The sequence below is a fragment of the Brevibacterium oceani genome (assembly GCF_013623835.1).
Classification (GTDB): Bacteria; Actinomycetota; Actinomycetes; order Actinomycetales; family Brevibacteriaceae; genus Brevibacterium; species Brevibacterium oceani.
The window spans coordinates 440021-462499 of sequence record NZ_JABKDE010000001.1 but is presented as its reverse complement, the minus strand read 5'-3'; the positions used below and the strand labels follow the sequence as shown (position 1 = coordinate 462499).

Annotated in this window: 20 protein-coding genes; 6 read left to right on the top strand and 14 right to left on the bottom strand. The window is 60.3% G+C overall.

Annotation, left to right across the window (positions count from 1 at the left end; genetic code table 11):
- Positions 1 to 12: 12 nt before the first annotated feature.
- Positions 13 to 1053, bottom strand: coding sequence for a baeRF2 domain-containing protein (locus tag HK401_RS02220; protein WP_181273009.1), 1041 nt, complete (start codon positions 1051 to 1053; stop codon positions 13 to 15).
- 382 nt (positions 1054 to 1435) lie between these two features.
- Here HK401_RS02220 and HK401_RS02215 point away from each other — a divergent pair, with 382 nt between their 5' ends.
- Together HK401_RS02215 and HK401_RS02210 are read left to right on the top strand one after the other, a co-directional pair.
- Positions 1436 to 2194, top strand: coding sequence for a GAF and ANTAR domain-containing protein (locus tag HK401_RS02215; RefSeq protein ID WP_181273008.1), 759 nt, complete (start codon positions 1436 to 1438; stop codon positions 2192 to 2194).
- A gap of 54 nt (positions 2195 to 2248) precedes the next feature.
- Positions 2249 to 3202: an NADP-dependent oxidoreductase gene (locus HK401_RS02210; protein ID WP_181273007.1), complete on the top strand. Its 954-nt coding sequence runs from the start codon at positions 2249 to 2251 to the stop codon at positions 3200 to 3202.
- A gap of 104 nt (positions 3203 to 3306) precedes the next feature.
- On the opposite strand, the gene HK401_RS02205 is transcribed toward HK401_RS02210, so the two are convergent.
- A complete protein-coding gene (locus tag HK401_RS02205; protein ID WP_181273006.1) occupies positions 3307 to 3480 on the bottom strand; it encodes a hypothetical protein in 174 nt (57 codons plus the stop codon).
- A gap of 134 nt (positions 3481 to 3614) precedes the next feature.
- Here HK401_RS02205 and HK401_RS02200 point away from each other — a divergent pair, with 134 nt between their 5' ends.
- Positions 3615 to 3845, top strand: coding sequence for a hypothetical protein (locus HK401_RS02200; RefSeq protein ID WP_181273005.1), 231 nt, complete (start codon positions 3615 to 3617; stop codon positions 3843 to 3845).
- A gap of 12 nt (positions 3846 to 3857) precedes the next feature.
- Here the strand turns inward: HK401_RS02200 and HK401_RS02195 are convergent, their stop codons facing one another.
- A complete protein-coding gene (locus HK401_RS02195) occupies positions 3858 to 4742 on the bottom strand; it encodes an ABC transporter substrate-binding protein (RefSeq protein ID WP_219921647.1) in 885 nt (294 codons plus the stop codon).
- A gap of 269 nt (positions 4743 to 5011) precedes the next feature.
- Here HK401_RS02195 and HK401_RS20955 point away from each other — a divergent pair, with 269 nt between their 5' ends.
- Entirely contained in the window at positions 5012 to 5737 is a 726-nt protein-coding gene (locus HK401_RS20955; RefSeq protein ID WP_181273003.1) for a helix-turn-helix domain-containing protein, read from the top strand.
- 240 nt (positions 5738 to 5977) lie between these two features.
- A complete protein-coding gene (locus HK401_RS02185) occupies positions 5978 to 7360 on the top strand; it encodes a polysaccharide pyruvyl transferase family protein (protein WP_181273002.1) in 1383 nt (460 codons plus the stop codon).
- Positions 7361 to 7537: 177 nt separating this feature from the next.
- Here the strand turns inward: HK401_RS02185 and HK401_RS02180 are convergent, their stop codons facing one another.
- From HK401_RS02180 to HK401_RS02160, 5 genes are read right to left on the bottom strand one after another with little or no spacing between them, the layout of a single operon-like run.
- Positions 7538 to 9352, bottom strand: a complete 1815-nt coding sequence (locus HK401_RS02180) for an ABC transporter ATP-binding protein (RefSeq protein ID WP_181273001.1) — start codon at positions 9350 to 9352, stop codon at positions 7538 to 7540.
- Positions 9352 to 10269 carry an ABC transporter permease gene (locus HK401_RS02175; protein ID WP_181273000.1) on the bottom strand — a complete coding sequence of 306 codons (918 nt, stop codon included), beginning with the start codon at positions 10267 to 10269 and terminating at the stop codon, positions 9352 to 9354. The genes HK401_RS02180 and HK401_RS02175 overlap by 1 nt, the downstream gene beginning before the upstream one ends.
- Positions 10266 to 11219, bottom strand: coding sequence for an ABC transporter permease (locus HK401_RS02170; RefSeq protein ID WP_181272999.1), 954 nt, complete (start codon positions 11217 to 11219; stop codon positions 10266 to 10268). The genes HK401_RS02175 and HK401_RS02170 overlap by 4 nt, the downstream gene beginning before the upstream one ends.
- Before the next feature lies 1 nt (position 11220).
- Positions 11221 to 12765 (bottom strand): ABC transporter substrate-binding protein, encoded by a 1545-nt coding sequence (locus HK401_RS02165; RefSeq protein WP_181272998.1) that lies wholly within the window; start codon positions 12763 to 12765, stop codon positions 11221 to 11223.
- Positions 12766 to 12776: 11 nt separating this feature from the next.
- Entirely contained in the window at positions 12777 to 13814 is a 1038-nt protein-coding gene (locus HK401_RS02160; protein ID WP_309135885.1) for a TetR/AcrR family transcriptional regulator, read from the bottom strand.
- Positions 13815 to 14014: 200 nt separating this feature from the next.
- Between HK401_RS02160 and HK401_RS02155 the strand changes: the two genes are divergently transcribed.
- A complete protein-coding gene (locus tag HK401_RS02155; RefSeq protein WP_181272997.1) occupies positions 14015 to 15841 on the top strand; it encodes a glycosyltransferase family 2 protein in 1827 nt (608 codons plus the stop codon).
- 102 nt (positions 15842 to 15943) lie between these two features.
- Here the strand turns inward: HK401_RS02155 and HK401_RS02150 are convergent, their stop codons facing one another.
- The 6 genes from HK401_RS02150 to HK401_RS02125 all read right to left on the bottom strand — a co-directional run bounded on the left by HK401_RS02150 (position 15944) and on the right by HK401_RS02125 (position 22348).
- Positions 15944 to 16324 carry a hypothetical protein gene (locus HK401_RS02150; protein WP_181272996.1) on the bottom strand — a complete coding sequence of 127 codons (381 nt, stop codon included), beginning with the start codon at positions 16322 to 16324 and terminating at the stop codon, positions 15944 to 15946.
- A 90-nt stretch (positions 16325 to 16414) separates the two neighbouring features.
- A complete protein-coding gene (locus HK401_RS02145) occupies positions 16415 to 16675 on the bottom strand; it encodes a C97 family peptidase (RefSeq protein ID WP_181272995.1) in 261 nt (86 codons plus the stop codon).
- A 550-nt stretch (positions 16676 to 17225) separates the two neighbouring features.
- Positions 17226 to 18674, bottom strand: coding sequence for a polysaccharide pyruvyl transferase family protein (locus tag HK401_RS02140; RefSeq protein WP_181272994.1), 1449 nt, complete (start codon positions 18672 to 18674; stop codon positions 17226 to 17228).
- An 89-nt stretch (positions 18675 to 18763) separates the two neighbouring features.
- Entirely contained in the window at positions 18764 to 19873 is a 1110-nt protein-coding gene (locus tag HK401_RS02135) for an NAD-dependent epimerase/dehydratase family protein (RefSeq protein ID WP_181272993.1), read from the bottom strand.
- Complete coding sequence (locus HK401_RS02130) at positions 19866 to 20588, bottom strand: IspD/TarI family cytidylyltransferase (protein WP_181272992.1); 723 nt, start codon at positions 20586 to 20588, stop codon at positions 19866 to 19868. The genes HK401_RS02135 and HK401_RS02130 overlap by 8 nt, the downstream gene beginning before the upstream one ends.
- Complete coding sequence (locus tag HK401_RS02125; protein ID WP_181272991.1) at positions 20570 to 22348, bottom strand: CDP-glycerol glycerophosphotransferase family protein; 1779 nt, start codon at positions 22346 to 22348, stop codon at positions 20570 to 20572. Before HK401_RS02125 ends, HK401_RS02130 begins: the two co-directional genes overlap by 19 nt.
- Between the last annotated feature and the right edge of the window lie 131 nt (positions 22349 to 22479).

Sequence of the window (22479 nt, the reverse complement as noted above, 5' to 3'; positions counted from 1 at the left end):
ACGAGCACCTGTTCAATCCGCCAATGCAGAAGCGACGTCGTAGCGGAGGACCGCAGCGATCCCGTCAGCCATCGGGTCATGGCTGAGTCCGATCTCTGCCGAGGACAGAACGGCCTGGGCCACGATGGCGGCTTCTCCTTCGGCTGCCTCCGCGTCGTCGAGCAGCAGGGTTGCCACTGCTCCGCGCTCGACCGCTTTCTCGACTTCCGCACGGCCTTCGACCGCACGGTCGTGCGCCTTGCTCTCGGCCAGCCGCTCCGAGTTCGCTGCCTCGCGCTCGCCGGAGAGCTTCGTGATGAGCGATCGCACCGCCACATCGATCGCCTCTTCGGCACCCTCATCGTCGTCGCCGCCTTCCGAGATTTCGTGAAGCAGCTCTTCGGCCTTCACAGACAGCTCGGCCTTGACCGCCGTTCTGCCCTGGACTTCTCCGGCCAAAACGACCGCGTCTGGTGCGTGGTCCGTCGTGAGTCGGTCGACGAAGTCAGCGACACTGCGCGCATGGTCTTTGATGATCTCGTCGACTCGGCGCCGGATCTGGTTGTGTGAGTACGCTCCTCGCCGTGGCTTATTGATGTCTTCGTCGTTGTCGCCGGCCACGTGAACCGGCGCGTTCTCGCTGCGTTCGCGATCCGGAGTCACGCTCAGTTCGCGGACGGCCGCCCCGTCCTGACCGGCGATGACGAGGACGACGTCGAACTGTCTGCACTCCTGGCGGAGGTAGGCACCGAGTTCGGGCACGTCCCCGTAGTGCGCATCGTCGCCTTCTCCCAGCGCCGCGTCCCAGTGCTCGTCCAGCAGAACTCCTCCGGAGTTCGCCACGATGATCCGACCGTCGGTGTGCACCTCGGTGGGCTCATCGACGAGGATAATCCCTTCGATGGACTCGAGCAGCGGCTCCCCTGCCCCACTTTCGGACAGTCGGTCGCGCAGCTCCGACCAGCGCAGGCGGAGCTGCGTGTCGGCATCGGCTGAAGGAGTGCGACCCTCAAGGTAGACCGTGGCGTAGGGACCGCCGCTCTCGTAGATCGTGCGCAAGTGACTGTGGTTCATCCCTTGTTCCTCCTCAGCATCTATGTACATCTGTCGGAACCTCGCAGGGTTCCGCCGCGCTCTGCGCGATGAGTTCAGCCTGGCATCGCCGCAGGGTCCCTGTAAACAACCTTGACAATCCAGGCCGACGCCTTTATACGAGACGTCGTCTGCCGGTGCTCCCGACGGGGGCCGGGCCGTCGACGAGGGCCGCGCTGTCATCGTTCGAGCAGGCGCCGAAGAGTCGATTTTGGGAGCGGCACCAGCCTTGCGTAGGATATTGCAAGGTCAAGCAGGCGGCCTCCAGATGTGAGGACCCCTAAATTGTGTATCGCCTTCCCCTTCACCCGCAGTTTCTCACGCGGATCATCCACACCAGCGGTCCCAGACTGAACCGCAGACGTTGAAGGACATTGTTGATGCGTCCGACCCTCACCGCGAATCGGCCGCAGAACTCCTCATCAGTCTTCTGGCCTCCGAACACGAGCTCGGAAGACTTGCCGATGAACTCGCTGCCCTGGCTGCCGCGGAGATCGGACAGGATTCTTCGGTCTCATGCGCGATCACTCTGGTGCGGAACAGACGCGCCACCATCGTCGGCGTCAGCGACGAGGCTACGGGGCGATTCGACGAGATCCACACCGAGATCCACACCGACCTCGATGCGGGACCCCGCATGGAGGCACAGAAAACCCGCTCGCTCATCCGCATCGATGACGCTGAGGACGAGAAGCGCTGGCGAGGCTACGTAGACATCGCTGTGCTCCACGGCCTGCGAAGCATGGTGACGGTCCCGCTCGACATCGACGACACCTCGGACGCGACCATGAGCTTCTACGCCGTGCAGCCTTACCGTTTCGGGGAGCAGACGCTCTTGGCCGTGCAGAGGCTCGGAAAGCTGGTGGAGAGGTCGCTCCGCGTGGCAGTCCGGACCGCCCGCTTCGCCGAGGCGGCCGAACACCGACAGCGGGCGATGGAATCACGCACCGTCATCGACGTCGCCGTCGGGATCACGATGGCCCAGGCAGCGTGCAGCCAGGGGGAAGCTGTCGCCATTCTCAAGGAGGCTTCATCTCATCGCAACATCAAGCTCCGCACGCTTGCCGGTGACATCGTCGCTTCCCTCGACCAGCCCGAGCCGACCACGCCTTTCGCTGACTGACTGACCCCGCCGGGGCCCTCCTCAGACCCGGCCCTGCAGTGACACAATGGAGCCATGAACACCGAAACGACGATGAGCGCCGTCAGCCAGCAGACCTTCGGCAGTCCCGACGTTCTCGAAATCACCGAGCTGCCGCGCCCGAAGCCCCGCCCCAACGAAATCCTCGTCAGAGTTCAGGCGGCAGGTCTCAATCCCACCGATTGGAAGCACCGCGCCGGCCACGGCTTCGTCAACGAACTGCCATTGGTGCTCGGGTGGGACGTCTCCGGCGTGGTCGAAGCCGTCGGCATCGGCGTCGCGACGTTCAAGCCCGGAGACGAGGTGTTCGGCATGCTGTCGTACCCGTTCGGGCTCGGCTCCCATGCCGAGTACGTTGCCGCCCCGGCCAGATTCTTCGCAGCGAAGCCCCGATCGGTCGACCATGTGCAGGCGGGGGCACTCCCCCTCGTCTCTCTGACCGCGTGGCAAGCGCTCGTCGACAACGCCGACCTGCAGTCGGGACAGCGTGTGCTGATCCACGCGGCCGCAGGCGGCGTCGGGCACATAGCTGTGCAGATCGCGAAGGCGCGGGGCGCATACGTGATCGGTACCGCGAGCGCTGAGAAACACGGCTTCCTGCGGGAGCTCGGCGCCGATGAGGTCATCGACTACCGTACGGAGGACTTCGACGAGCGAGTGCGAGACGTCGACGCGGTGCTCGACACGATCGGCGGTGACACGGCGATGCGTTCGCTGCACACCCTTCGCAAGGGGTGCTCTCTCGTGTCGCTCATCCCTGTCGGCTCCGACGATCTCCTTCGCGAAGCAGATCAGCTCGGAGTTCGAGCTCTCCGGATGCTCGTGGACTCCTCGCGCAGCACCCTGGAAATCATTTCAGGACTCGTCGACGACGGTGCGCTGCGTGCCACAATTGCCGGGACGTTCCCTCTCACGGAAGCGGCAGAAGCCCACCGAGAGGGCGAGACCAATCGCACCACAGGCAAACTCGTACTCACGATGAACGAGTAGACGAAACGCAGCCCTCACTGAGCTTGCAGGGGTCAACTGCTGACCGTCCAGAAGCCGTGACCTGCCCGTCAACGCCTCAGTGCCGGGCCCTGCGAGCGCGGGAGTCAGTAATGTGCTGGCGGATCACTCGCGGGGAAGGACTCTTCCTCCCATTCATCGACCAGGTCTTCCTTGTGCTGCTTCGACGCGGAATCCGTGCCGGGCTTTTCCGCAACATCATCTTTGGCTTCCTGGGGGACCTTTGTCGGTTCCTTCTCGTCTTCACTGGAATCGCTCATCACGATCATCCCTTCTCTATCGGGTGTACGAACCCATGCTGACACTGTTTCAGGCGACTCGAAAGGGGTGCCGCTCGGCTGGGCCCCGCGTAGACTGATCACCCATCCGGGCTCTCCAGCGAAAGGTGACCAGAATGTCGACCGAAGACAACAGCACCGAAGGCAGCACCGCCGACAGCATGCGCAAAGCTGCGGAGAATCTCGACCACAGTGCCGGTGCCGCACCATCAGCGAAGTATCTCGACAGGGTGGACACCGACGATTTCGGTCGCTCGGACGAGACCGTTGATGGTGAGAACCGTGAGGAAGATGACAACGTCGACGAGGAGGACGTGTCGGACGATCCGCCGTCGACGGATCGCTGACCGTCTTCATCGTCACTGCGTCGCGGGGAACATGTCCTCGACAGTGTCGAGCAGGGCCATGGCCTCGTCGTAGTCACCACGCATCGACCAATAGGGGAGGTCGTGGACCTGACCGGATTCGAAGGCAGGGACACGATCGTAAGGCGCTTCGCCCTTGAGGTCGTCGACACCGATGCTCGCATTGTTGAAACCGACGACGAACACCGTCTCCGAGCGCAGCACATCGGGCAGAACTTCGAGCGAAGGCCCGAACATGTCACCACCGGCGACGTAGGGCTCGATGTCGTTCTCTTCGAACAGCGGAGCGGTTGTGAAGCCGAGCGGCTCGAGCTCTGCCGACAGACTCTTGCCTTCGATGAGGATATAGGGAGTGTCCTTGCTGTCGAGAGTGAGGATGGAGATCTCTCCCTCGGGGACCGTGATGTTGTCCTTCACCTCGGCGACTCGGTCGTCGTAAGCGGACTCGAACTTCTCGTAGGCATCCTTCCGGCCGAGCACGTCGGAGGCGATGAATGAGAACTGGTCCTGCCATGTCTGCTTGTCTCCGGAGACAAGGACCGTGGGCGCCACTTCCTGCAACCTGTCGTAGGCATCGGTCGCATGTTTGAGCGGGAACCCGATTCCTCCGGCGATGATGAGGTCGGGATCGGCGGCGATGATGGACTCGAGGTCGAATCCGTCGTTGCTCCACGGGAGGAACTCGGTTCCCTGCGCCTTGGCCTTCTCGGACCAGAACTGTGAGAACTCCCCGTCGGAGTCCGTGACCTCGGGCGTCGTGGCGACGACCGGCACATCGAGATCATAGAGGTAGCCGGCGAGCGCGTAGTTGAGCACAACCACCCTCTGCGGATCGGCAGGAACCTCAACCTCCCCCTGCTCGGTCTCAACCACGCGCATTTCGGCTCCACTCGCCGAGGTGCCCTCATCAGACGCATTCGTAGGGCCCGCACAGGCACTGATGAGCAGGAGACCGGCGCCCAGAAAGAGCGCGCAGGTTCGACGGAGCAAGGACATCGGCTACCTCTGTCAGATGAATGGAACTAGAATCAAAGAACATAGCCCAGCCTAACCAAACTCTTCGAATTACTTACGACAAAGGCGACATCATCACACGACCAGCACGACATGTTCTTCGCCGACGCACCGACACCGAGACGGAACGATCGGTGCACTTCGCTGGACATGATTGGCACAGTCATTCGTATCCGCTGCTTATCCATGTCATCAGCGGATCCGTGGACGCGCGTCTGCGCGGACACGGATTCGAAGCGACGCACCTCAGTCTCTCTGCCGGTGCCAGCTTGTGGTTGAGAGCAGGCATCGACCACTCGGTCACGGCACAGTCAGGTGCCATCATGCTCGGCCCCCGACTGTCACCGCAGACAGAGCCGCCCGAGGGATTCCTGCACATCCGCCACTCACCCGTCTTGCGCGAGACGGCTCTGCTCATCCTCGCCTCGTCTCCGAGCAGCGAGGCCGAGCGGATACCGCTCAGGCACGCCGTCGATGCAGAACTGAGTAAGTTCACCGTCGATGATTTCCCTATTCCCGAATCTCAGCACCGCGCAGTGAAAGCGATCGTCGACGATCCCATGACGCTGCTATTGCCGCTGAGCGCCGTCGCCGCGCGCCACTCGATGAGCACTCGTCACGTCGAACGGATCGTCAAAGACGATCTCGGCCTGTCGTTCGTCCAGTGGAGGACGCGGAAGCGACTCAACCTGTCCCTGCGCAGGATCCGCGCGGGGTCGAGCGTCGCCTCCGCAGCCCGAGCGGTCGGCTACCGCGGGTCCGACGGGCTGATCAGGGCGATCAGCCGGCTCACCCAGCTCACCCGGCAAGAGCTCTCGGGCGACCTGGCAGGTGCGGTCAGGGCCTCCCGCAGGAGTTGACCTGAGTGCTCTGAGAACAGCAGGCATCTCAGCCCACATCACCTCGGCAACAGCACTGCAATGACCGGTACCCAACGTTCAGCCGAGCAGACTACGTTCGAGCGTCGTTTTTCATAACACTTTGGATCCATTGCCGGTGCCCTGCTCATACGATCTAGTCCACTGATCAGATAGACTCGCTCGCAGCTCATCTCGAATCCCTCACTTCTGACCAGCAGATCACTCGAAGGTGTCCAACGCATGGCCTCGCCACTACGAATTGCAACCGTGTCCTATGTCGACGATAACTTCGGCGATAACCTCATTGGCACCAGTTTTCTCGCGTTGCTCGAAGTTGCTCTGGAGAATTACGGCCTTAGCTCCGACGACTACGAACTCGCTCCGCTGTCGCTGAAGGGCTTCGACGAATCTCAACTCGAACGCTGTGATGCCATCTTCTTTGCCGGCGGTGGGCTCTTCGGTCAGTCGTATCTTGGATTCTACGAGCATATGGACCGGATCACCGCCGCAGCCGACGAGCGTGGGATTCCTGTGGTGTTCTCCTCGATGGGCTTGAACAATATGGGTGCCGACGACGGCCGAGTCGACGCTATAGCCCAGATCGTGAATAAGCGCTGTGTCCGCGCTCTGTCTGTTCGTGAGAATCTCCCTCTTTTCCGGGAAGTCGCCAAGGATGCACCATTCGAGGTGCGACAGGTTGCGGATCCGGCAACTTGGACCAAGTTTGTCTATGGAATGACTGACGTCGTTCCAGACGGCACGATCGGGATCAACGTAGTCCGCGGCGGATTGTTTAGAGCTAACCAGCGCGACTGGGGACTCTCGCAGGAAATGTCGTACCTGGCTGACCTTGTCACTCTCGCAGAATCCCACGGCATGATTCCCAAGCTGTACACGAATGGGAGCCTGGGAGACAACAATACTTTGCGATTCTTCGCCAAGGAACACGGTCTCTCAGATGAGCAGATCACCCTCCCGCAAACGACCCGAGAGGTTGTCCAGGCGATCGCGACCCGATCAAAAATTGCATCCATACGTATGCACTCCTCGATCATTTCGTACTCATTTGGCATTCCTACTGTCGCTCTGGAGTGGAATGACAAGCTACCCCATTTCTACGAAGCGATTGGACACCCGGAGCGCGTGCTTCCGTTCGATAAGTGGGATGCTGAACAGACATTCCAGATTCTCGATCAGGCAAGCCCGGCGCCCGAAGATAACCCCCAGTACACGGCCTATCTAATGTCCACGTACGCCTACATCTTTGAGACGTTGGGCGCCTATGTGCTCAATTCGGACGCCGGTGCTCAAAGGTATGACTTCCAGTCAGTCGCGGACTCTCTGGTGGCGAGGTCGCAGATCATTGATATGGATGAGTTCGACCTTCGCCATAAACTGGGGAAAGTTGAGAGAGCCTACCTTAAGCAGTTCACATCAGGGCGCAAGAATCGCACGAAGTTGGGCACGCTCACAAAGAAGGTTGATTCTCTCTCCTCAGAAGTGGATGCACTCTCGTCGGAAGTGGATGCACTCACTCAGCGGAATGCAGAACTTCAGACAGAGATCAATCGACGTTTCTCGACTCGGCTCGCGGGGTACGTACGACGGGTAACGCGTCGGTAGTTCCAGCACCGCACCGGCCGCTGATCGGACCCGACAGGTACCCGGCTCGGTTAACCGAGCCGACTACGGCACACCGGTAGTCCGGCCTAGCTGGGGAGGGGCTGTCCTCACTTACACATGAACTATCCGAGTGTGACTCGACTCCGAAGCCAATGGGCTGCCCCTCCCGTACACTCTTCAGAACTTCGGCACGTCCGAGATGAGCGCCCGTGTGTACTCGTGCGTCGGGTTCTCCAGCACCGAGGCGGTCGGACCGTAATCGACGATCTTGCCCTTATTGAGCACGGCGAGGTTGTCCGCGATGTGCCTCGACAGCGCGATGTTGTGCGTGACGAAGAGCATCGCCAGCTGTCGCTCGGCTCGCAGGGTGCGCAGCAGCCCCACGATCGAGGCCTGCACACTGACGTCCAACGCCGAGGTGATCTCGTCACAGACCATCACCGACGGCGCATTGACCAGGGCCCGGGCGATCGCCGCCCTCTGCCGCTCACCGCCGGAAAGATCCCCTGGACGCCGGTGATAGAACGAGCGCCCCAGCCGCACCGAATCGAGTGCCTCCTCGACAGCGGCCTTCCGGCTCGCGGCCGTGCCCTCCCCGCTCATCTCCAACGGCACCGTCAGCGACTGCCCGATCGACCGCCGCGGATTGAGCGAGGAGAACGGCGACTGGAACACGTACTGGATGCCCACCCGCTGCTCGTTCGTGCGCTTGCGCGTCGACCGCGCCAGCTCCGTGCCCCGCAGTCGCACCGATCCCGAATAGTCATCGTTGAGCCCGGCCACACACTGCGACAGCGTCGTCTTTCCCGACCCCGATTCGCCGAGCAGCATCGTGCACTCCCCCGGTTCGAGGACGAGGTTGATCCCGTCGAGGATCTGCGCCTTCCCGTAGGCGAGCGCGATGTCTTTGGCCTCGAGCAGGGGTGCATTCGCCGAGGCGGCTCCACCGTCCCGCTCCCCCGCGGAGGCAACAGAATCCCCCGCCGAGGCGGCCGCCCCGTCCCGTGCGTCACCGTCTGTTCCGGAATCGCCCGATTCCCCGGGCCCACCAGGCTCCCCCGTCGAGACGAGAATGTGCGTCTCCCCGTCCGTTTCCGAGGGCTTCTTCTCCTCGGCGGCTCCGTCGCCGATGGTCTTGCGACCGGCGAGGTCGGGCACCGCGGCCATGAGCATCTGCGTGTACTCGTGCTGTGGATCCTCGAGAACGGCCGACACCGGTCCTTCTTCGACGAGGTTGCCGCGCAGCATCACGGCCACCCGGTCCGAGATGTCCTTGATCACCGCGAGGTCGTGGGTGATGTAGAGGCCGGCGACGTTGTTCGCCACCGTCATCTGCCGGATCGTGTCGAGCACGACCGACTGCGTGGACACGTCGAGGCCGGTGGTCGGCTCGTCGAGGATGAGCACATCGGGGAACATGGCGAAGGCCATAGCGATGCCGATGCGCTGCTGCTGACCGCCGGAGAGCTGATGCGGCCAACGTTTCTGATAAGAGCGGTCCCCGGGCAGGCCCACGTCGACGAGCACCTCGGCGACCCGGTCGGTCCGCTCCTTCTCGGACGACCCGAATCCGTGGATGTCGAGGACCTCGCGGATCTGCTCGCCCACTCTCATGGCCGGGTTGAGCGAAAGCGCGGGATCCTGGGGAATGTAGGCGATCCGGGAGCCGCGCAGCTCACGCACGGCCACCTCGTCGAGGTCGCCGACCTCCACTGCGGTGGCCTCACCGCGCGGCCAGATGCTCACGGAACCCGATCCGAACTTCAGCCCTTCTCGAAAGTGACCCATGCAGGCCAGGCCCGCCGTGGTCTTGCCGGAGCCGGATTCGCCGACGAGCCCGAGGATCTCACCGCGGGACAGAGCGAAGTCCACGCCGTGAAGGATCTCGTCGCCGGCGTTCGTGAGCACCCGCAGGTCGGACACCCGCAGGACGATCTTCTCGTTCGGTTCGTTCGCATCGTCGTGGCGAACGGTCTGCGTCTTCGTGCTCATCAGGCCTCCACTGATGTCGATGCGGTGGCTCGGGCGAAGGAGTCCGCGAGCAGGTTGGTGCCGATGGTCAGCAGCGCGATCGCGATGACCGGCAGCAGCACACCCCAGGGTTGGATGGACAGGGCGATGCGGTTCTCGTTGATCATCAGGCCCCAGTCGGCGGCCGGCGGCTGCAGGCCGAGTCCGAGGAAGGACAGCGAGGCGATGTAGCCGATCGAGTAGGTCAGGCGCAGCCCGGCCTCCACGCTCAAGGGCCCGGTGATGTTGGGCAGCAGCTCTCGCAGAAGGACCTTCCACCGCGGCATCGCGTACATCTCCGCGGCTTTGATGTAGTCCTCGGTGATCACACCCAGCGTCGCCGACCTTGCCACACGGGCGACGCGCGGTGCGTGAGTCAGTCCGATGACGGTGACGAGCACCCACCCCTGCGGGCCGAGCACCGTGATCGCCAGGAGTGCGAACACGAGCTGTGGGATGGCAAGGAAGATGTCGTTGAGGCGCATGATGACGGCATCGAATCTCCCACCGACATAGGCGGCGAGCATGCCGACGATGGCACCGACGACCATGCCGAGCACGGTGGCGAGCACCGCGTAGACGATGAGTGTCAGCCCGCCGGCGAGGAACCGTGAGAAGACATCGCGGCCCAGGTTGTCCGATCCGAACAGGCCGTAGGGGCTGAAGGGCTTCGTGACGAACTGGGTGGCGGTGTTGCCCGTCGCCCACGGCAGCAGCAGCGGCCCGCACAGGGCGAGGATGACGATGATCAGCGTGATCGTCAGACCGATCTTGCCCTGCTTCTGCGCGAGCACCCGCTTGTAGAAGGGAACGTAGGTGGTCTGGGATTCCTTGGGCACCTCGGCGGCGTCGGTGGCCGCTGATTTCAGGTCGTCGAGGCTGTTGGCGTCGGTGCTCATGCTGCGCTCCTCAGTTTCGGGTTGGTGAGGATGCCGACGACATCGGCCGCCAGGTTCACCACGACATAGACGGCGGCGACGAGCATGGAGATCGCCTGGACGACCTGCACGTCACGGTAGGTCACCGCGTCGATGAGTGCTTGGCCGAGTCCCGGGTAGCGGAACAGGAACTCGACGACGACTACACCGCCGGCCAGCCAGGCCAGCTGGATGGCGACGACCTGCGCGACCGGACCCAGTGCATGGGGGACGGCATGGCGCAGGATCACTCGCTTCTCCGGGACGCCTTTGAGCCGGGCCATCTCGACGAAGCCGGAGTCGAGGACTTCGATCATCGTCGCCCGCATCATCCGCACGATGTACGGAGTGACGACGAGGACGAGGGTCAGGGTCGGCAGAATGAGCTGCTCGGGTCGGTTCCACACGGGTTCGCCGGGCGGGGCGAGGGTCACGGCGGGCAGGATCTGGAACACCGAGGTCGCGAAGAGTGCGACGAGACCGATGCCGATGACGAACTCGGGCATCGAAGCCAGCACCAACGAGATGCCGGTCATCGTCTGGTCGCGGCGGCCGCCGCGGTGCAGGGCCTGGTAGACGCCGAGGCCGATGCCCAATGGCACCGAGATGACTGCGGCGACGGCCATGAGGATGAACGATGCCCCGATACGGTCCCCGAGCAGCGCGGACACAGGGCCGCCCGAGGCCGAGGAGGTGCCGAAGTCGCCGACGAACAGTCCTCCCAGCCAGTGCAGGTAACGCAGCCAGGCGGGATCGTTGAGTCCCAGCTGTTCGTTCAGTGCCGCGATGCGTTCGGGTGTGGCCTGCTGGCCGAGGATCGCACGTGCCGCGTCTCCGGGCAGCAGCAGCGTGGCACCGAAGACGAGAAGGGACACTGCGAGGAGGATGAAGGCGGAGAAGAGGAGCCGCTTTCCGATCACTTTGCCGAACATGTCACACCTCTCCGATCCATACGCGGTCGAGTCGCCATCCGCCCAGCGGTCTGCCGGTCGCGTTCTCCTTCAGACCGCCCACATACTTCTGGTAGGCGTCGACCTGGTTGGCAAATCCCCAGATGATGTATCCGCCTTCGTCGTAGAGCATCTTCTGCGCCTCGTGTTCGAGGTTCTTCCGTTTGCTGCTCTCGGGAATCCCGCGGGCCTTCTGCACAATGGACGAGAACTTCTTGTCGACCCAGTGTGTTTCGTTGAAAGGAGAGACGTCCATCGCGCACGAGACGCACTGTGGGAGGAAATCTCGGGTGTACCAGAAGTCCTGCGCGAAATCCCATTTGAGGTATTCGTCGCCGAAGAACGTCGTCGCATCGACCTTGCGAATCTTCACGGTGATGCCGGCGTCGGCGGCTTGCTGGGCGAAGACCTGCGCGGCTTCGACGACTCCGGATTGGATGGGAGCGGTGACGAGTTCGACCTCGAGGCCGTCGGGATAGCCCGCCTCGGCGAGGAGCTTCTTGGCTTTGTCGATGTCCTGGTCGCGCTGCGGGAAGTCCGGGTAGTTCTCGCTCAGGGGTCCGAACATGTCGTTGCCGATGGTCCCGTACCCGGAGAGCACCTGTTCGATCATCTGCTTGCGGTCGACGACGAGGCGGAATGCCTGTCTGACCTTGACATCGTCGAACGGCTTCTTGTCGACCCTCATTGTGAAGGGCAGCCACATGCCGGTCTTCGAATTGAGGATGGCCATGCGCTCGTCGGCATCGATGACTTCGACGAGGGCCAGCGGGATCTGCGCAATAGCGTCGACCTGCGAAGACAGCAGTGCGTTGATGAGGGCGTCCGAATCGTTGAAGTTGAGCACCTGGACCTCGTCGAGGTACGTCGAGTTCCGCCAGTAGTACTCGTTGCGCTCCATCACCGTCGACTGCCCCGGGGTGTGCGATTTGAGCTTGAAGGGCCCGGAACTGACGGGCTTCTTCGGGTCGTAGTCGGCAGGAACGATTCCGCAGGTGTATTCGGACACCGAATCATTGAGCAGACCGTTGGGCTCATTGAGCCGGAATTCGACGGTCCGGTCGCCGGTCGCGACGACCTTCTCCAACATTGTGAAACTCGACGATGCCGTCTTCGGGTCGTCGGGGTCGTTGATCCGCTCGAAGGTGAAGACGACGTCATCGGGAGTGATATCTCGGCCGTCGGAGAACTTGATGCCTTCGCGCAGGGTCGCTGTCCACACAGTCGAGTCCGAGTTGGGTTCGAATGATTCGGCCAGTTCCGGCTGGATCTTGTAGTCATCCGTGCGAGTCAGCAGGCAGTTGTAGAGGTTCACCGTCCTGGCGATGTCGCCGCTGTTGACCGGAATGTGCGCGTCCACGGTGTCGGCCGAGTTGCCGCCGGTGACGCCGGCTCGCAGGGTTCCGCCCTTGACGGGGTCACCGGCGTCGGCGGCACCGACGGTCCCTCCCCCGCACGCGCTGAGCCCGGCGACCGCGGATACCGCGAGTCCGGCTCCCAGCGCTTGTCTTCGGTTCGGTGTATTCATGTGCCTTCTTCCTAGGACGTCGAATCGGGTCCGCCGACTGCGGCGACTCGCTCTGACTTCGGGGTTCGGGTGTCTGGTGTGGAGGTGGCATCGTCGGCGAGGACGTGGGCGGCGAGGTAGTTCTCGAGCATGGCCAGCGCCTCGTCATCGGTGATGGGCATGTGTTCGGTGGTGCGGGCGACGCCGAGGCCGTCGATGAAGATCGCCAGCGCCTTGACCATGAGGGAGGTGTCACCGGTGCGGATCGCGCCCGATCGCTGTCCGGACTCGACGACCGCGGTGATCATGTCGAGCCATTCGCCGTAGACAGCGGTGAGGTTCGCGCGGGCGCCTTCGTCTGTGGCTGCGCGTGCCCAGCATTGGAGCCAGATCGACCACACGCGGCGGATCTTCAGATCGATACCGGCGTGGAGTCGGGCGAAGTGGCGGAGGACGGCGGCGGGGTCGGTGGGGTCGTTGAGGTGGCGGGTCTGGGCGATGATGTCGAGCGAGTGCCGCAGGGCAGCCTGCAGCAGCTGGTCCTTGGTCCGGAAATGGTAGTTCACCGCCGAGGTCGTCATGCCGGCCGCGCGGGCGACGTCTTCGGTGCGGACTTTGGCGATGCCGAGGTCGGCGTAGAGCTCCCAGGCTGCGGCGATGATCGTCACCCGGCTGCGGGTGCCCTTCGACATCCACTCCTGCGTAGGGTCGGCCGAGGGTGGTTCTGCATTGTCGCCCTGCCCGGGAATCGTCGGGATATCGTCGCCGTCGGGCGAGGCGGATACAGGAACGTTGCCCGAGGTCGGTGTGGCCCTCCCCCGCCGAGGTGGCCCTGCCGTTCTCCCGGTCGTGAGCCAGTCGGTGCTGACTTCGGTGAGTTCGGCGATGCGTGAGATCTCCTCGACTCGGAACTTCCGCGTTCCGGCCAGGGACTTCGAGAGTTTGCTGGCGTCGAGCCCGATCCGGCGCGCGACCTCGCTGTGGTTGATTCCCGCGTTCTTGATGGCGTCGCGGACACGGGTCACCAGCGACGTCACGCTGGTCTCTGCATCTCTTCTCGTCGCGACCACTCATACAGTCTGCACACAAGTTGCGATTTTAGCAATACTTACTTGGGCTTCAAGCAGTTAGGACTGTTCGCGACCTTCGCGTTGCTTTTTCTTTTCGGCGACTGTCGCCGCGCCCTCCATGGAACTGACGACTGCATAGGTAGCATAAGAGGTTGAGGTGAATCCCCAGCCTCTTACGAACACTGCACTGGAGCCAGCCCATGACTACATCCCCTACAACCGCGCTCAAGAACTTCGACGAACTCCAGCCTGTCGACGTGAGCGTCGTCATCCCCGTTTACAACTGCGAGAGATACCTGCGCGAAACGATTAGTTCGGCACGAGAACACGACATGCCCCGCGGATCTGTCGAAATCATCGCCGTCGACGACGGCTCTACCGACAGTTCTTTGCAGATCCTCACTGACCTCGCAGAGTCAGAGAACGACCTTCAGGTCTATTCCATATCCAACAGCGGCTCTGCCGCTGCTCCACGCAATTATGGGTTGAAGAGAGCACAGGGCCGATACGTGTTCTTTCTCGACGCAGATGACAAACTCTCACCTGACGCCTTGTCGCGAATGACAACAGTCGCGGACGATACCGGTTCGGGGGTGGTCCTGGGCAAAATGGGACTTTTCGGTCAGAAGCGTGCAGGGGACATCCCCTCAACCGCTTTTGGCAGAACCCTGTTCGCTACAGATTTCATCGAATCAAAGGCGCATTCGACTCTCGGCTCTTGGAAGCTCTTCCGTCGATCGATACTCGTTGAACACGACATCTGGTTCCCGCTCGGCTACAAAATCGGCGAAGATCAGCCTTTTACGATGAAGGCGTACTTGAACAGTCCACATGTCTCAATTTTGGCGGACAAGATCTACTACTGGATACGGGGCCGTGACGATGGAACTAACATAACGACTACCGGTCAACCTCCGAGCCAGCATCTCAAGCGAATCACGACGCTTATTCAGGCGATCGTGGAAAATACCGAGCCGGGGGAACGCCGCGACCAGCTCCTTAGGCGTCCGATCATCGGTTCGGCCGGAGTTACCTCGGTGTTCGGGAAGAAGATGCTACCCGCTCACGACCGAGCAGAACGCGAAGCCATGCTGAGGGAGTTTCAGGAAGTCGTCGCTCCCCTATGGACGGCGAGCGTTCGTGATCGCGGCTTACCCGAATCTCAAATCCTTGTTGACCTTGGCGTTCGCAATGATATCGACGGGGTGGAAGCCGTCAGTCGACTACTGGCAGAGAAGAAGCCGATTCCTCTCACTCTCGACGACGATCGCACCCAACTGATCTACCATCCTCACAAAGGTTCCAGCATCGGAAAACTGCGAGTCAGGCTCCAGCAAAATCTTGAGTCGATCACCTCAGTAGGAAAAACAGCCGTCATCCGAGGTGAGGTCGGAATCTTCGGTTTGGACGAAGTTCCGGACTCTGCGCAGCTCATCTTCCAGCACCGCAAGCTCGAGACAAAGGTAGTGTCCAAGCTTGATATCTCCCGAACATACGCCAGAGGTCTCGGTGCCCAGGTACGATTCACGGCGAAATTCAGTCCGTCAAAGCTCACCGATTCCGGCATCTGGGATGCGTTCATCAAAGTGAAATGGGGACAGCTTGTGGCCCGGGAACGATTCGGAGAATCACGTTCGGCAGGTTTAGACACCTCGCCACTTCTGATTGGAGATCCCACCGAAGCTGTCGTGTTCTTCGCTAAATCTAACGGACTTGCGATCGACATCGGCCCTACCGAAAAACATCTCAATCCAGTCAAGCGAGATGAAATACAGGTCATGGATCAGTTCGAAGTCGGACGCTTTATAGTCCTCGTCGTCAATGGTCCGGTTGCGAATATGGCGAGCGCGTCCTTTCGAAGGGAGAGCTCGAGGACGGACAAACCTGCCGAACTCGTCGTCCACTCAACGACACACGCCTCAGTGGTTGTGCCGCGCTCTGCCGTGAGACGACGCAGCTTCGTAGTGGAGCTGACCGACAAGGAAGGGAACACTGCCGACGTAACATCGGCTAACGACCTTGCATGACACATTAGCGACTCGATAGACGCTTTAGCCTAGACTTCAGCCCGAGCATAAGTGAAGCGAATGTCGAACGACCGATTTCCCTCGAAGAAAGTCGAGCCTCATCTAAACTGGCTCTCTCTGCTGGTAGAGTCCATAGGATCGACGTAGCTTGCGTCGCACCTTCTCTTGATACTGTTTTCGCGAAGTCCCCCGATAACGCGGCATCTTCTCACGAAGTTCGCCAATAGAGTACGGTTCTGCCTGTGAATCGGGAACGATGATGCCCTTTAGCCCGGCGAACAAAGTTCGGTACACAGTCATAAGGGTATTCGGGTCTTTAGTAACGCCTTCGCTCATTGCAACATCCAAGGCCTTAAGGACCGTCGTGGAGTGCCAGTCCGTATGATCGAGCGCGCGTTCCGAATAACCCATTGAGCGGTAGAAATCCGGAACCTTGTAGTTCCAGTTCAGACCGATCGAAGGAATGCCGAGGGAAAGTGACATGATGCTCGCGTGCAGACGCTAAGCGATCACCCCGTCGCACTACTCCAATTCGGCAACGAACTCGTCCGGCGACTTAACCGTGGTGGAGGCCTACTTTCTCGGAACTCCATGATGCCTGACCAGCGAATCAAGAAACAATTCGTCAGTGAAGTGGCCTGTGGTGAAGAGATGATAGTCGTCTCCACGAGCTTCCAAATCGGCGATCGCATCGAGCCAAAAGCGACGTTGGTCCGCTTCGTCGAAATCGATGCCGTCGTCTTTGAAGATCCCGGCGCGATCCGATGCGCCGCCTCCCGCCGAGTTTCGGAGCCGCACCTGCTCGACATTCGACGCCCAGAACAGAGTCAGCAACGACTGCAGGGTCAGAGACCAGCGACGTAGGGAGATTTGTCCCCTCGGCGTAGCGATTCGCGGATTCGATATCGTCTCGATCTGTGAACTACTTGACCACTGGCAGAGCAAGAGCCTTCTTTAGTTGCTGAGAGCGTGGATTCTCAGCGGAGTACTGCTCGATGCCAATGCTCGAGAACAACACGGGCACATCGTATTCGGCAGAGAGTTCGACTGTCCGGATAGTCCGCAGGTAGAAAATCTGATAGCGATCATTGAAAGGCGGAGCACCACCGAAGATGACGACATCTGCGCGGGATAGCGCATACCTCGCGGGCTCAAGCAGGGACTCGTCACGAGTAGACATGTACCGACTGCTGATCAAGCTTGCCGCCCGACTCCGGATCGTCACCTTTCTAGGTGCGATCCCGAGGTTGACCGCCGTAGTCTAAAGCAGGCTGATTACCGAGGCCTCAATGATCTGATCGCACATGTTGCCGGAGTCCCGATTCGTCAGGACGGGAATCTCAAAGGAGTCCGCTGCTTCAACTCCGCTTCTGCTAACCACGTGTCATTTCGAAGCGTTAGCCTTGACCGACAGCCTCTGATAGCTCTCGTAGGTCCGACGGAGTTTACGATTCACCTTTTCCCTGTAAGCTTTGGACCCAGTTGCCGCTTGCCGGGGAAGTCCCTGCCAGAGCTCGGCAAAGTTGTAAGGTTCAGCTGTGCTATCTGGAGAGACCACATCCCGGATTCCGGTGAAAAGGGTGTCGTATACGCTCTTGAGGAACTTTTCGTCCTTCGTGATTCCCTCGGCCATAGCGGCTTCGATCGCGACAACAGCCTCGTCTGCTGTCCACTGTTCGGGTGAGAGTGCCCTGTGTCCATATCCCACGGACTCATAGAAGTAGGGAACTTTGAAGTTCCACGACAGTCCGATAGACGGGATGCCCATAGCGAAGGAGGTGATGCTCGCGTGCAAACGGTAGGCGATTACACCGTCGCATCGGCGCAGTTCTTCAATGAGCTCCTCCGGAGAGTTCACGTTCACAGCCGCCTTGTTACCCTGCAATCCACCGTTCTTGACGAGGTTATCCAAGAACACTTCATCAGTGAAATGTCCAGTGGTAAATACGCGATAGTCATAACCGCGTTCAGTCAGCTTCGAAATGGTGTTCAACCAAAACTCTCGCTGGTCCTTCCCTGTGAATTTGATTCCGTTGTCGGCGAAGATTCCTGCACGGGTGACAACGAGACCTATACATTTACGCTTGGAGCCGGCAGCAACTCCCTGCTTCGAAATTCCTGCAGCTGACTGCGAAGGCGAGACCGAACTGCTCGTTGCTCGTGCGCCTGACGCTGCGGTCTGCTTGTGTTTTTCGTCTGCGAGTAGTCGATTGACCACGCGCCGGATCTTGCGCTTGATTCGTACCCTCGTTGACCGTGCCGGAGCTGGGGTTGCTTTCTGATCGGTATTCTCTCGATAGACGATATCTGCGAGAACCGCTGGGTCGGCAACGTGTGCAGTCGGAATATCGGTGCCCTCGACATAGCGCCGCACAGAGTCGATGTCATCACGAGTAGTGATCTGTTTGACGATAGGCAGCTGCAGGGCACTCTTCAGCGCCTGACTCTTCGGGTTCTCCGCGTCGAATCTCTCTACACCGATGCTGGAGAAGAGGACAGGCACTCCATATTCCTGTGCGAGTTCAAGGGTGACGATAGTTCGCCGATAGAAATTTTGGTACGCGTAGTTGAAGAGTGGCGCGCCACCGAAGATGATGAGGTCCGACTCCGAGATCGCTTTGCGAGCGACCTTGAGCAGTTCTGGGTCTTCGGTCTTCATGTACTTCTTGGAAATGATTCCAGCCGCGCGGCTGGAGATGGTGAAGTCGTCAGCGGCGAAGCCAAGGTTCTTCATCACCCCCTTGATGATGGAGATCACTGTGGCTTCGATGATCTGGTCACCGACGTTGTCCGAGTCTCTATTGGTCAAGAGCAGAATGCGAAGGGGGTTCATGATGGTTCAGGACTCCTCGTCGTCGCGGCAGTTGCCGTCGGTGCCGATATTCAATTGTCCATATTAGGACAGTTCAAGTCAGGCCTCGTTCAGGGATTGATGAGCGGGCCGTCCTCATAGGATCGCACAGTACGGGATACACCATCGTTCAATGACGTGGTTGCCTTCCACCCGAGCGCGGCGAGCCTGTGTGCATCGAGGCCCAGGGAGGCGACCGGGGAGAAGGAACGGCCGTCTTCCGGATTGACGAAATCCAGCTCCAGGTTCTTGTCCGGTCGTGCTGAGGCGAAGGTCTCGGCCAGTCTGCGAATGCTGACGTTCCCCCCAGGATCAGCGACGTTGTACACCTGTTCCTCACCACACAGGTGCGCATAGAACAAGCCGAGGACTGCGTCGGCAACGTACGTGTACGTCCTTGTGGCTGCGCCGGAACTCATCATCCGGATGTTCCGATTCAGCACGACATCAGCGAGGAAATCCGCTTGGACCCGTCCGTCGTCAAGAGCCATCCCCGGACCGTAGATATGACCGAAGCGAAGGCTGAGCGCACGAACGGAGAATTCGTCAGCATAGGCGGCCAAAGCAGTCTCCGCGATGCGTTTGCCCTCGGAATAGCTGGCACGAGGAGCGAAGTGCTGGAGTGTACCCTCGTCATCCTCGCTGATGAGCTCGGTGTTGGCGACAGCACCGTAGACTTCAGAGGATGAGAGAAGGACGAACGACTCCCCTCCGACAGCGACCAGGGAATCCAGCAGGTTGATGGTGCCGAGAGCATTCGCCTTGAGTGTCGTCACAGGTGAACTCTTATGCAGAGTCGGTCGTGCTGGCGAAGCTCCGTGGAAGACGATCGAATAGGGACGATCGAATGACTCGTGGTCGATGACATCACCTTCAACGAGGGTGAAGTCGGCTCGGTCGAGCGCACTGCCGAATCGGGCCTTCGCTTTCGGGACATTTCGAGCCATCCCTGAGACACGCATTCCGAGTCCATGCAAGTCGTTTGCTGCCAGAAGCGTACCCACGACGTACATCGGGATCATCCCCGAGGCACCGGTCACCAGGATCTCCGACCCAGAGTATTGTTCCCACGGCAGATCCGCCGAAGCGATCCGGCGCACATCGTCGGCGAAAACCGGAGAGTCGAACAGTACGACGTCTGAGCTTTCGCCGACGGTCATCTCGGTAACATGTTCACTCACCGCCGAAGGCCTCCCGGTCCTCGATGAGAGTGAGGAACGTACGGCACACATAGTAGTCTGAGGCGGTCGTGATCTTGATGTTCGTCCGGGGGCCTTCCACACGGTGCACTTGGTAACCGAAGCCGTTCATCAGAGTGCAGGTATCGATGGAGTCGTTCTCACCTTCCGCGACAGCCCGGTCATAACCTGCCAGAACATCCTTGAGCGCAAAGGTCTGCGGAGCTTGGGCGGTCCACAGCGGATCGCGGGGAATGACTTCCTTGATGCCTTCGCCCTCTTCGACGACCACAGTCTCTGTCATCTTCGTGCAGGTGATCGCCGATCCGAACTCGCGGGCGCTCTCGATATTCCGGGACACGAGGTCAGCGTCGATCAGGGGCCGAACTCCGTCGTGGATGAGCACGATGCTGTCGGGGTCGTTGTGTTCGGCGACGACTTTGAGTGCGTTGTGTCGTGATTCCTGGCCGGTGGATCCACCATCGACGATCCATTTCACCTTGCTCAGTTCATACCGTTTGATGAGTCGCTCGAGGTGTTCCCGGTACTGGGGCAGGATAGCCACAGCTATCGCGTCAATCTCCGGGTGCTGCTCGAATACGTCGAGAGTGTGCACGATCACCGGGCGGCCGTGGATTTCAAGAAACTGCTTGGGACGGGAGCTGTGCGCCATTCGGGCACCCACGCCTCCAGCGAAGACTACTGCGATGTTTGCCATTGGTTTTCCTCGTCCTCTTCTTCGTTCTTCTCACTGCTGCCAGCGTAGTCGTCTGAGGGCGCGTTCAGCTGGTCCTCTTGACCGGGAGTTCCGGGGTCCTCCTCGCCCACACGCTCAGAGATCTGGTCCTCAGCCTCCAAGTCCGCCGACTCGTATCCGGTCACAGGCTCGCTGAGAATCAACGAGTCGATGACTCGGTCTGAATTGTGCGTATCCACGTAGTCGAAGTTCTCTTTGACGAACTCCTTCGTCTTCTCGTTGCTCAGCTCGGGCATTCGGATGTACTCGACAAGCTGATCGAATGTGGTTGCAATGCTTCCCGGAGTAGCCTCCCGATAGTCTTTGTGCATTCCACGCGTCGCCGAATAGGTATCAAGGTCGTAGGCGAAGAAGAGCATCGGACGCTCAAGCAATGCGTATTCGTAGATGACAGACGAATAGTCAGTGATGAGCACGTCGGAGATCAACATCAAATCGTTCGTGTCCGGATATGACGCGACATCGATCAGACGGTCGGCGAACTCCGACGGGATGGGTGCCGGATCGGGGACGAAGTGATGCTGCCGGAAGAGGATGACGGTGTCCGAACCGCAGGAATCGTAGAGTTCGCGGAAGTTGATCTGTTCGTAGTCGTAATGCGCATCCCCCGAACCGCGACCTCTGAATGTTGGAGCGAACAGGATCTTACGGTTGCCCTTCGCATCGGGGAACTGCTTCTCGAAGTCGACGAGAACTTCTTCTGCACGCCCTTCCCTGAGGAAGCCGTCGATTCGTGGGAGACCAGTGGCGATGACCGCCTCGCGCTCGATGCCAAAGGCTTCGCTGTAGACGTCTCGCAAATGCTGAGAACCGCAGATCGCATACGAGTAAAGCCGGTGGGCATTGCGAAGATTCGGCGAACCGTATTGCCCGAACCTGCTGTAGCCCACTGACTTGAAGCCGCTGCCAGCATGCCAGAGCTGGATGATCTTCTGCTCGTCGCGGTTTCCGAGGTCCTTGAGGATTGCGAAGTAGTCATCGATGAGGATGGTATTGGCCTTGCCCATCTCCCATGCCAGGGCGAACGCACTCTGGCGACTGCTCGTCCGTCCTGTGCGAAAGGAGTATCCGAAATTGAAATCGGAGTCGAGCCCACGCTCGAGCATGCGGTCATGAACTGCTTTGAGGTTACCCTGCATATTTGGGCGAGCTTCAGAGGCGAAGAGGATGTTGCTGCCGTCGGAGGGACGCCTGAAGGATGAAAGTGCGAAGACGCTCCGAAGCGCCTTGCGCTTCGTCGACTTCCACTTCTTCCTTGCTTTCGACTTCAATTTCGCAACAGCGGAGGACGGCTTCGCTCCGGAGCGGCCGAAGGAGTATGTGCGCATGAGGAAATACGGTGCGTTTTCGTCATCGGAGATTCCGAAAGTGACCGTGTATGCGGAGAAGTTCTTGTTGTAGACAAACGCTCGAGAAGCGTCGCCGAGCTCATCGGCTTTTGCAAGCGGATACGCCGCCGGAATGTTCTCTTCGCCACGTCGCGCAACAATATAGTAGGTTCCGTTCGGAACCTGCGCTCTGCGGTTGAACTGCGTGACATTGATGCTCAGTCGATAACGACCCTCGTCCAACGGTTCCGCTCGGACGGGAAGTTCGACCTCATACGGCCGAGAATTAGGCGTCAGGAAGAATGAATCGGGAGCATCGCCGGGAAATCTGACGACAAATGACAGAATCACACGTTCCCACGAGATTCCTTCAATTGTCAGCTCATCTACCACAGATTCCCCTTACCGGACGCCGGCCACACGCCACCGGCGCTTCTCATTTACCTTCGGTTAACGTTGGTAGCCTAGCAGTTGTCGATACAGCCCCGGAAACTCTTCGACACGCCTGTCCGACTGACAGGTGG